This window comes from Fusobacterium sp., from assembly GCF_032477075.1.
In the GTDB taxonomy this organism is placed as follows: Bacteria; Fusobacteriota; Fusobacteriia; order Fusobacteriales; family Fusobacteriaceae; genus Fusobacterium_A.
Map to the genome: position 1 here is coordinate 1 of NZ_JAWDXO010000055.1, position 10,755 is coordinate 10,755.

Below are 10,755 nucleotides of genomic sequence, written 5' to 3' on the forward strand. Positions count from 1 at the left end.
GCTGACTAACAATCAGCTTTTTTGTGCTGTCAATTTTAATCTTATTCGATTAATATATCTAATATGAATCCAAAATAATTAATATTTTTTATTTTTTCAGCAAATTTATCAAATTATAATTTCCTAAGAAATAAAAAAAGAGAGTATTAAAAACACTCTCCTACACACTTGTAATTCTTCTATATAATTATAGAGCAGCTTTTGCTGTTTCAGCTAATTTAGTAAATTCTGCTGCATTATTTAAAGCAATATCTGCTAAAACTTTTCTATCTAATACAATTCCAGCTCTTTTTAATCCATTGATTAAAGTTGAATAAGTCAATCCATTGATTCTAGCTGCTGAGTTTATTCTGATAATCCAAAGTGATCTCATTCTTCTTTTGTTAACTTTTCTATCTCTTGTTGAGTAAGCTGCTGCTTTCATTGTAGCTTGTTTAGCTTGTTTTATAACGTCACCAGATGCTCCTCTAAATCCTTTTGCTGCTTGTAATATTTTTTTATGTTTTCTTCTTCTAACTATTCCAGTCTTAACTCTCATTGTTTTTTCCTCCTAAATATAAATCTCAAAAATTTGAATTATTTATTATCTTCCTACTCCATATGGTAATAACCCTTGCATATGTTTCTTTAAAGTGTCAGTAACTACTAAATCTTTCTTTAGGCTGTTTTTTCTTTTTCTATCTTTTTTAGTTAAGATATGGCTTTTTCCAGAATGTTTAACAATAAATTTTCCAGTCCCTGTTACTTTAATTCTCTTTTTTGCTCCTCTGTGAGTCTTCATTTTTGGCATAATAATACCCTCCTCTCGAATATATAAATATTAATATAATTATTAACTCTTTTTAGGTGTTAATATAATGTGTTTTTGCTTTTCGTTATATTTTTTATCTGCATCTGCAATCTCAGCAAATTTTTCTGCTATTTCATTTAGAGTATCTATTCCAAGTGTAGCATGCATTCTTTCCCTTCCAAATAAAACTAAAGTAACTTTTACTTTATTTTCTTTAGATAGAAATTTTTCAATTTGACCCATTTTTGTTTCTAAATCATGAGTATCTATTCTAGCAGTAACTTTTACTTCTTTTATTACTACCTGCTTTTGATTCTTTTTAGCTTCTTTAGCTTTTCTTGTTTGTTCATATCTGTATTTTCCAAAGTCCATTATTTTACATACTGGTGGCTTCGCAGTAGGTGAAATCTCTACTAGATCTAAATCTTCCTGTCTTGCTAACTCCAAAGCTTCATTAGCTGACATAACTCCTAATTGTTCTCCTGTTGAAGAGATAATTCTAAATTCTCTTCCTTTAATTTTTTCGTTGATTCTAATTTTTTCAGAAATAATTCAACACCTCCATCTAGTTATACAATAAAAAAAACAGGACAATACCACGCCCTGTTATTACTCCTAAATTTGAAATATAGAGGATCAAAATCTCGTACTCTATTAAATCTTTTTTATACCTAATGTAAGCTTTGAAGCCCAAAAGGTGAGAAACAGGCGTTTCTTCTTTATCCAACTTTTATTTAGTTCCTTTATAATTATATCAGAAACATAAATAAAGTCAAGCTTTTTTTATATCCATCCTATTTCACATACAGGAATATTTTTATCAATTATAGTAGATTTACATTGCCCCCCCAATTCTTGAAGTACAAGTTCTTCTAATTCTTTAACTATTTTTTTAAATTCATCTTTTCTATTTTCATCTATTAATTCCATATAAAGAAGTGCATTTTTAGTATTTTCTGTTATTTTTGTTCTGTCTGCCTCTCTCCAAAGCCAACCTCTTACTATTGCTCCTTTATCATCTCTATATATTAGTTCATCTTCTCTTGGTGGCTTATTTTCCTCTTCTCCCAAAGGAATAAATTCCTCATCTCCTTTGGCAAAACACAATACCATATCTCCTTCTATCTTATTCATGTCCTCTCCACCACATGTAATAAGATTTTTTAAACATATTACATTATATATATCTACAAGAGGATTTATTGAACCTAATATATGACCTTTTCCAATTCTTGAAGCCATTGCATCTATTGAAGCTTTAGCTCCTTTCTTTGTTTTAAATTTTTTCATAGCAAGACTATATTCTTTTATATATTCAACTGTCTTATTATCATCAGAACTTAATCTTTCACAAAGTCTCTTACAGACAGTTTCCAGCATATATGTTTTCCCCTTTCCACTATTATCAACATTTTTAAAAGATAATACTCCTATTTCTAGATGGGGAAATAGTTCAAATACTCTATCTTCAATAATAAATCTTTTCAATTTTCCCTCCTGTTTTCTATGATAATTAAACTATATCATAAAAAAATTAAAAAAACTATTTTTTAATAAAACTTATAGACTTTAAAATTATTTTGCGTTAAAATAACATAAAAACATTAGGAGAAAAAATGAAAATAGATATCAAAACTGCTTATGATGATTTAGAAAATATAAAACTTCTTTTTAATGAATACACTGTCATGCTTGGAGTTAATCTTGCTTTTCAAGGATATGATGATGAAATAAATAATCTCCCAGGAAAATATGCTCTGCCTTATGGAAAACTATATATTGCATATTATGATAATAAAGCTGCTGGCTGCATAGCTCTGAGAAAATTTGGTAATGATGGCTGTGAAATGAAAAGATTATTTGTTAGACCTGAATATAGATATTTAAAAATAGGAAAAAAATTAGTAGATAAAATTATAGAAGATGCTCATGAATTAAAATATAAATATATGGTATTGGATACTCTTTCTAATTTACATGAAGCCATTGCTCTTTATAAAAAATCCGGTTTTCAAGAGATTAAAGCTTATTATAAAACCCTCTGGATAATGTTCTATATTTTAGATTAGATCTTTAATAGTACAAAAAGAGGATAACCTAAATTATCCTCTTTATTTTTTTATTCTTCATCATTAAATTTTATCTCTTTATGTGTTCCATCACAGAAAGGTTTATGTTTTGAATGACCACATCTGCATAATGAATAGTGTTCTTTACTGTCTAATATTTCTTCAGAATTATTGTCATCTATTACCTTGACTCCACCAATAATATTTATAGAGCCATTTTTTTCAATAATTATTTTCTCTACATCATGATAAACAGTTTCCCTCTCCCCACCTTCTAATTGATAAGAAAGTGCTCCTGATGGACAATTTCTTATTACTTCTATTAATTTTTCTATGTCTGTTGCATTTCTCATCTCTATCCAAGGAATTCTATCTGGATTAAATACTTCTGGATATCCCTTTACACACTTAGCTGCATGTTTACACATATATTTATCAAAATAAACTACTATTTTATCTCCATTATAGCCTTTTATTCCTCTAGTTTTTTCCTCTTCTCTCTCATTGTTAAACTCAACTCCTCTTGCATGAGTTCCATCACAAAAAGGTTTATTTTTAGAATGACCACATCTGCAAAGTGAGACTGTCCTTGGTGTTTCATATTCTTCCCCTTTGTAATCTTCTATTTTAGTATCCACAACTGTATAAGGGCTAAATTTTGTAAAAACTATCATACCCTTCTTATCTTTATTCTCTGCCATAAATACTCCTCCTAAATACATTTTATAAAGTTCTGCTTCATAAAATTATTCTGCTGTATTTAAAGATATCCTTTTTCTTAAAAAATATTTTATAAATCATAGAGAAAATCTACATCATTCATAATAGCTGATTTTTCAATAACTACACAAAGCTCTTCATATTCTGGATACACTAATTTATTTATTCCAGCAACAGTTCTTGCTCCTAAGTGTATTATTCTCTTATTTCCATTAGTATATATAATTATTCTCCTAAAATTTTTTCCAATCAGTCCCTCTTCATATGAAGCTGGAGTGGCAACTATTTTTTTTATTTCTTTCATGTTATAAACTTTATTGTCAATTTTAATACTGTCTATATCAACATGTATTCTCTCAGGAGTTTCGTTCCCTTTCTTTAAATATTCATAAAATATGGCTATTCCAGGTATTCCAAACATTAAAATATTAAATAAAATCATCATTCCAAAAAATGAAATTATTTCGCCACTACCAGAATTTTTTTTAATTAAGTAATAAAGTCCTCCACTTAATGCTATAGAAGCTCCTATTGCTATTATTATATATCTTTTCAGCAACTTCATATGTTCTTCCAATATATCTTCTTTTGGAATATTAAATATCTCTTTTTTTAAAGATTCTTTTATTTCTTCTTTATTAATTGTTTTTTTAGTTAAGAGAGCCAATATTTCATCAAATGATTTTTTTGAAAAATTTGATAGTTTTATTTCGCTCTCTAAATTCCCATCAAATACAACTAAAAACCTTTCCACCTGAGTTGGTATAAAGTTTACAGAATGAGTGCATATTCTTGATGAAAAAAAATATTTATCAAATTCTAATTTTCCTTTCTTTGATATCAAATTTCTTATAGTAACTTCCTTTTCTCCTATATCTACAATAATATATCCCGTTGTTATAGAATAAATAGCACAAATTACTAATACTACTACCCCTATTAAATATAAATGAGAAAATCTTATATCTATAAATCTTGAAAGTATATATGTTAAAAATAACATTATTCCTGCACATCCAAGTATAGTCCACATAAAATTATATATCATTATAAAAAAACTACTTCTGTACTTCATTCTTCCCCCTTATGCTGTTTTTTTATTATTCTAACACAATTTTTTTCTTTCTTCTATATATCAGAAGTTGCTTTTATTTTTAAATATGTTTATTTAAAGTTGCTATTCATTTCTTTTTACTTCTTAAAAACAAAAAGACAGGATGTTATATCCTGTCCTCTATCTTTATAATTTTTTATTAGATTGCTTCAAAATCGTCTTTTCCTACACCACATAAAGGGCATACCCAATCATCAGGGATATCTTCAAATGCTGTTCCTGGAGCTACTCCACTATCTGGATCTCCCTCTGCTGGATCATAAATATATCCACATACTTTACACTCATATTTTTTCATACCATTTCCTCCTAGTTATTTTTTATTTTAAACAAACAAATTACCTTTATTATGATAACTTATTTTCATACCTATTATACTTATACTGCTGAAACTATATACTTTCCTTTTTTATTTTTTACTTTTTATAGTTAAATATTTTCCAACTTAAGATTTCTGCTTGTATTTTGCTTTTTAATCTAGTTTTACTTCAATAAGAAAGTTTTAATCATTTAGATTACAATTTTATTATTTAATAATCAAAGATAACATTTTACTCTAAGGCAAGAATTTCTAATTTTTCTGGTGGTTCTTCTTTAGAAGAAATAAGAAAAAAAGCAATATGTTCTATTTTTGAGATATTGCCGTCAGTATATACTCGCTGTTCATTTATTGAGTGTGAATATTATAAAAAAACAATGAAGGATTTATTGGAAAAAGAAAAATTACTCAAGAAAGCTTCAAGTTATTTTGAAGAAAAAATAAAAAATTATGACCTATATAGATAAAAAATTGTCTTAAAAGAGAGTTTGTCATAGAACTCTCTTTTTTATTTTCTTGACTATGAACAAGCATATAAGCTAAAATTATAGGTGATATTATTTACTAGAGGTAATTTATGGGAAGAAAATCATTGGAAGAGTTAAAAAAGGATATTGAAAAAATGGATATCCAAATAAAAGAATTGGTGAAAAAAGAACAAACAAAGAAAAAAATAATCTCAAAATATTTAGAATTGGTTCTCTTGCTAGGATACTTGATATTCAAAATGAAGATATTGAAACTCTTCTTGGATATCTGTCTTCCTATTCTGAAATGACTGATGAGGAAAAATCTCAATGTAAAAACATTGGTAAAAAAATTTTAGAAGATAGAAAAACCCAAAGAGTTTTAGAAAAGTATAGTGAAAATTTATCAGATCACCAAATTAAAAAGATAAAAGAAAATCCTAATCAATCTCTAATATCCAAATTTATATAAGATGAATTTAATAAAAATCTCATTGAAGAACTTGCTCATACTGAATATAAAATGCTAAACCAAATTTTAAAAACTATTAAATAAAAATTTAACTAAGTGACACACATGTCACTTAGTTAAATCAACAGCAATTTATATAAATATTTTTTATTCTTATTTCATTCATTAAATAATAGAAGCCTATCCAATCCAATACCACTAATTAAACATCTTTCTTTTTTATTACCAAGTATCTGAGAAATCCAATCAACAAATCCACCATCACCAATTTCAATTTGACAGTCTTTTGTTTCTAGCATTATCTTAAAGTTGATACCCTGATAATACTTATTATCCACATTTTCAAAATCAAATGAGAGCGAAGTTTCAGGGAATATAGTTTCTATAGTCTCAGTCATTTTACCAAAAAAACCATCAATATCTTTGTAACCTCCCCTTTTCCGTAAAATAATTGATAACTTTGCTCCAAATTGTGTTTGGAGTATTTCTTTATAAAAAGTTAAGTGTTTTTCTAATAGCTTTTTTTCACTAGTATAAGAACCATTATCCTTACATGATGATACCATACAATATATTCCAAAGTGAGAAAAAAAGCCCTTTCTCTCAACTGGCTGTGCTCGAATTACCCTTGCTGTCGTTGAATAATGCAAGGGAGATGTGTTGGTGACTGTTTTATTTCTTAATTTATCAGCAATTATGATTGCCAACATGTTGGATGGGTCAGAAAGTGTTTCTGTTCCACGTAAAGCACTTACTACATTGTACTGGTTAACACAACCAAAGACACTGCAACTACCAAGAGGTGCTGAGGGAGACAGTAAAACTGTTTGAATATTCATTTCCTGCGCTATTGATAAAAGTCGTGCTTCCAAAGCATGAAACCTTGCAGGATTTACCTTGCTAGGTACAGAAAATCGGTTTAACCGATATGTCTTTAGCATATTTGCTGGAGTAAATTTCTCAGTTTGTTTTTCAAAAATCTCCAAAAGTAGCGAATTCAAATCTGCTTGTGACAGTGATAGCAGCTTATCAATAATCTCATGGTCACCTATTTGGTTCAAAATTCTATCTATGATTACACTCATTATACACCACCTCAATATATAGTTAATTTTTTAGTTGATTTCATTATAAATTACAACTATAATTAAAGTAAAGGTCAGTTGACCCAAAGGGGAGAAATAAAATGAAGTTAGTTGATTTTATGCCCAATGATGTGAAAAAAAAATTACAACACAATACATTTTCTCCAGGTGAAATTATACTTTATGCAGAAACTGAAAATGATTATGTCCATTTCTTGATTGATGGTATGGCAGAAGCTTATATTCCAAATTCACAAGGGGGGTTTTCAACTGTTCATATTTATAAACCAGGTAGTTTTTTTGGTGAAGCAGAACAGTTCTATACAGGAAGAAAGCCAGTAGAAATTTCTGCTATGACTCCATGTATAGTAGATAAACTCCATAGAAACGATTTTTTTGATTGGATGAAAAAGGATTTTGAAGTAACCAAACTAATTATCAAAGAGATTGTTCATAAATTGATTTTGAATAGTGAGTATATCGATGAGATATCACAATTAACGGTTAAAGAACGTTTTTTACGCTGTATTGCTACTCATTATCAACTTAACAACATAAAATCTCTAACAAAAGAAGAAGTGGCAAAAGAAACTAAATCCCCTGTGCGAAGTATCAATCGTGCTATTGCAGCATGTACAAAAGAAGGTATACTATGTTATAAAAATAGACAAATTCATATTTTAGATAAAGAAAAGTTACAAACATATTTAAGGTAAGTAAAAACTTAACTAAATGACACATGTCACTTAGTTAGAAAAATTTTTATTAAATTATATAAAAACAAAAGGGGATACTACTATAGTTCCTCTTTTTGATTAGCTGAAATTATTGACTTTAATATAGAAAAAAAGAGGTTTAGACCAACCTCTTTTTAACTTGTCGTTTTTACAAACAGACTTTTTTTATTTTCCTACTTAATTGTATTACTTTTTTAAAGGAAAGTTAAATAATTTTTAATTATGAGTTAGGGTTAATTGCTGGCGCACCCAACTATGACTTTTTTACCCTAATTTTATATTAAAACTCTTTCCATTTCATCTTTTAATCTACATCTTTGTTCTATTTTTTCTGTTGTAATAACTGTAAATCTTCTGTTTTGAATATAATTTAATGTTTCAATTGAAATATTTAAATATATATTTAATAATTCTTTTTGGTCATCTGTCATTCTAACATTTCTCAAATGATGAAAAAATGGATTAATTTCAAAATTATTTTCTTGAAATTTTACTGTATTTTTATATAAATAATCTTTTTCATAATTAGCTACTTTATAATCACCTGTTAGTTTTTTTTCTAAAGTATCATAAAATTCATCTAATCTATTTTCAACTAATAATTTTTCTAGGATTTCAGACGGAATCCTTCTTAAATAGTTATTATCATTAAAGTTAAAAGGACGGAAATAATATAATTTTTTATATTTTAAAATTAAAGTTACAGTTGGTAAATCTTCATCAAAATTATCAAAATATATATTTACTTCCACATTATTAAATAAATAAGAATATTTTAAATTTAATTTTTTACTTGTTAATTTTAACTTTTTATACTCATTTTTTAAATGATCTATTATCTCTTGTCTCATTTGATAACTCCTATGATAACTCCTATTTTTTAATTTTTTATTAATTCTATTTTCACTAAAAAAATTTTAGTGTTTAAAATATTATATCATATAAATTCATTATTTAGATTTTAATTCAGTTATAAATATATGTTATACTTCTTTATTGTTCTTTAATTTTTATAAGAATCAAGTAAAAAAGAGATTTTTTTAGTATATTTTTTTATTTTCTTAAATACTTAATTTTTTATTTTTAAAACTATTTAAATAAAGCTTGAAAAAATTTTTAAAATCAAATAAGATATATACAGGTTTGTAAGGAACTTAAATCAAGGAGGAGAGATGGCAAAAATAGGTAGTTTTACTGTTGATATTAAAGATATTCATCTTGATTGGGGAATACCTAGAGATCCTGGTAGAAAAAGAGAAGAAGGAGAAGGATATATTCAAATTCCCATGAATGTTGCTATTAAGTTAGAAATATATAATTCAGGGCACATAGGAGAGGATCAATTTGGAATAAACCTTTTTCACGCTAAATTTTTGGATGGATTTTGTGAGAATAGGGATATAGTTTTAAAAGCAAGTGGAAATTCAGGAAAAAAAAGTAAAAATTATGAATATGCTAAAAATCTTCATGGATATAAAAATTTGAAGCTAATTAAAGAATGGTTTGATTTTATTGGAGCTACAAAAGATGATAAAGTTCAAATTTCTATTACTAGCTTTGATACCATGGAATTGGAAATAATTTAAAAAAACCTTTAAAATAAATATTTATATAGTTCCTTATGAACTCATATTTTTAAATATTATTAAAAAGGTTTTTTATTTGAAAGTTTATTATTTTTCTACAAAAGGATATTCTATCCCTGCAAAACACTTTAAAATGGCTTCAAATATTATTTGAGCACCATGAGGTGGAACTGCCATCCCAATTTGCTTCCTTACAGATTCTTTTTCACCAATAAAAACAAAGTTATCAGGAAAAGTTTGTATTCTAGCCCTTTCTCTGTTTGTAAGAGCTCTATTTTCCTTCCAATGATAAACATGAGTTCCTCCACCTCCACTTGCTGTTATTGTATAAGAAGGTTTATTTGGGTCTAATCTCTTATATATTTGACTTAATTTTGTATTTGTTTTTATTCTTAAATGTTCTGGAATTCCATCATACCAAGCATTTTCTCCTGCTGGGATATAAGAAAGTCTTTCCATTACTTCTTTAGTGTGTTTTGGCAATTCATTATTGCTTACATCTGCAGGAATATTTTTTAAAGCTTCACTAGCTGTCATAAATTTATTTGGAGTAGTGGGTCTAGGAATCTTAAATTTTATATTTAAATCTTTTCTTATCCCTACAATAATTATTCTTTTTCTAATTTGTGGCACACCATATTCTTCAAATTTATATTCATGAGGAGTTAGTTCATATCCAAAATCTCCAGCATTTGATAGCTCATTTAATATTTTTTTCAAATCTTCTCCATTTTTAGAACTTTTCAATCCAGGAACATTTTCAGCCAAAAACCATTTAGGGTTATGATAATTTAAAACTTTTACTCCATATTTATATAATTTCCCGAAGTTTCCATCAGTTCCTTTTTTCTTTCCAACTTCACTAAAATCATTGCAAGGAAATCCAAAAACAAAGCAATCAATAGGAGGAAGTTTTTCAATTTCTAGCTCTTCTACATTTTTATGTATAACACTATCTTTATTCTCAGGACATATGTTAAATCTAAAAGTATTGCATGAATCTTTATCAAAATCATTTGACCATACATGTTTTATCCCAAAATCTTTTCCCAGCGTATTTTTTACTTTAGAGTTAATAGCTGCATATGATAGCCCTCCTGGACCCGAAAACAGTTCTCCTTTTCTAAACATCATCTTGGCATCCCTACCTTTTTATTTTTATTATAGCATACTTTTCATTACTTTGCAGCGTTTTTTTACAAAAATTCTATTTCAGAACATTTAAAAAAATAGAATTTTCATTTTTTATACTTTCTTTTACTCTATTAAAATAGTTTTGTCAATATTTATTTAATTTTAAAATAAAAAAAGCTGAGTAACATTTAAAAAAAATGTTTTACTCAGCTCTCTTTTTTGTATAATATAGTTACCACCCTAATTATACAAAGGAGACATA

Annotated in this window: 14 protein-coding genes; 4 read left to right on the plus strand and 10 right to left on the minus strand. The window is 27.0% G+C overall.

Features of this window, described 5'->3' with window-relative positions; translation table 11 throughout:
* Window positions 1-187: 187 nt before the first annotated feature.
* From rplT to E6771_RS15005, 4 genes are all read right to left on the minus strand, one after another.
* Entirely contained in the window at window positions 188-538 is a 351-nt protein-coding gene (rplT, locus tag E6771_RS14990; RefSeq protein WP_005978774.1) for a 50S ribosomal protein L20, read from the minus strand.
* Between the two features lie 45 nt (window positions 539-583).
* A complete protein-coding gene (gene rpmI, locus E6771_RS14995) occupies window positions 584-790 on the minus strand; it encodes a 50S ribosomal protein L35 (RefSeq protein ID WP_005949770.1) in 207 nt (68 codons plus the stop codon).
* A 42-nt stretch (window positions 791-832) separates the two neighbouring features.
* The gene (infC, locus tag E6771_RS15000; RefSeq protein ID WP_316092159.1) at window positions 833-1,342 is read right to left on the minus strand and encodes a translation initiation factor IF-3; all 510 of its coding nucleotides are present in this window, start codon (window positions 1,340-1,342) and stop codon (window positions 833-835) included.
* A gap of 231 nt (window positions 1,343-1,573) precedes the next feature.
* Window positions 1,574-2,278 (minus strand): B3/4 domain-containing protein, encoded by a 705-nt coding sequence (locus tag E6771_RS15005; protein ID WP_316092148.1) that lies wholly within the window; start codon window positions 2,276-2,278, stop codon window positions 1,574-1,576.
* A 128-nt stretch (window positions 2,279-2,406) separates the two neighbouring features.
* Between E6771_RS15005 and E6771_RS15010 the strand changes: the two genes are divergently transcribed.
* Entirely contained in the window at window positions 2,407-2,859 is a 453-nt protein-coding gene (locus E6771_RS15010) for a GNAT family N-acetyltransferase (protein WP_316092149.1), read from the plus strand.
* Window positions 2,860-2,909: 50 nt separating this feature from the next.
* On the opposite strand, the gene E6771_RS15015 is transcribed toward E6771_RS15010, so the two are convergent.
* From E6771_RS15015 to rd, 3 genes are all read right to left on the minus strand, one after another.
* The gene (locus tag E6771_RS15015; RefSeq protein ID WP_316092150.1) at window positions 2,910-3,560 is read right to left on the minus strand and encodes a CDGSH iron-sulfur domain-containing protein; all 651 of its coding nucleotides are present in this window, start codon (window positions 3,558-3,560) and stop codon (window positions 2,910-2,912) included.
* Between the two features lie 89 nt (window positions 3,561-3,649).
* Complete coding sequence (locus E6771_RS15020; RefSeq protein ID WP_316092151.1) at window positions 3,650-4,654, minus strand: hypothetical protein; 1,005 nt, start codon at window positions 4,652-4,654, stop codon at window positions 3,650-3,652.
* Window positions 4,655-4,832: 178 nt separating this feature from the next.
* The gene (gene rd / locus E6771_RS15025; protein ID WP_316092152.1) at window positions 4,833-4,991 is read right to left on the minus strand and encodes a rubredoxin; all 159 of its coding nucleotides are present in this window, start codon (window positions 4,989-4,991) and stop codon (window positions 4,833-4,835) included.
* Between the two features lie 598 nt (window positions 4,992-5,589).
* On the opposite strand from rd, the gene E6771_RS15030 reads away from it, so the two are divergent.
* Complete coding sequence (locus E6771_RS15030) at window positions 5,590-5,790, plus strand: hypothetical protein (RefSeq protein ID WP_316092153.1); 201 nt, start codon at window positions 5,590-5,592, stop codon at window positions 5,788-5,790.
* Between the two features lie 319 nt (window positions 5,791-6,109).
* On the opposite strand, the gene E6771_RS15035 is transcribed toward E6771_RS15030, so the two are convergent.
* Window positions 6,110-7,036 carry a hypothetical protein gene (locus E6771_RS15035; RefSeq protein ID WP_316092154.1) on the minus strand — a complete coding sequence of 309 codons (927 nt, stop codon included), beginning with the start codon at window positions 7,034-7,036 and terminating at the stop codon, window positions 6,110-6,112.
* Window positions 7,037-7,137: 101 nt separating this feature from the next.
* On the opposite strand from E6771_RS15035, the gene E6771_RS15040 reads away from it, so the two are divergent.
* Entirely contained in the window at window positions 7,138-7,752 is a 615-nt protein-coding gene (locus E6771_RS15040; protein WP_316092155.1) for a Crp/Fnr family transcriptional regulator, read from the plus strand.
* A 296-nt stretch (window positions 7,753-8,048) separates the two neighbouring features.
* Here E6771_RS15040 and E6771_RS15045 read toward each other — a convergent pair whose 3' ends face one another.
* Window positions 8,049-8,624: a hypothetical protein gene (locus tag E6771_RS15045; protein ID WP_316092156.1), complete on the minus strand. Its 576-nt coding sequence runs from the start codon at window positions 8,622-8,624 to the stop codon at window positions 8,049-8,051.
* Window positions 8,625-8,945: 321 nt separating this feature from the next.
* On the opposite strand from E6771_RS15045, the gene E6771_RS15050 reads away from it, so the two are divergent.
* Window positions 8,946-9,359, plus strand: a complete 414-nt coding sequence (locus E6771_RS15050) for a hypothetical protein (RefSeq protein ID WP_316092157.1) — start codon at window positions 8,946-8,948, stop codon at window positions 9,357-9,359.
* Window positions 9,360-9,446: 87 nt separating this feature from the next.
* Here E6771_RS15050 and E6771_RS15055 read toward each other — a convergent pair whose 3' ends face one another.
* A complete protein-coding gene (locus E6771_RS15055) occupies window positions 9,447-10,493 on the minus strand; it encodes a DNA cytosine methyltransferase (protein WP_316092158.1) in 1,047 nt (348 codons plus the stop codon).
* Window positions 10,494-10,755: the final 262 nt, after the last annotated feature.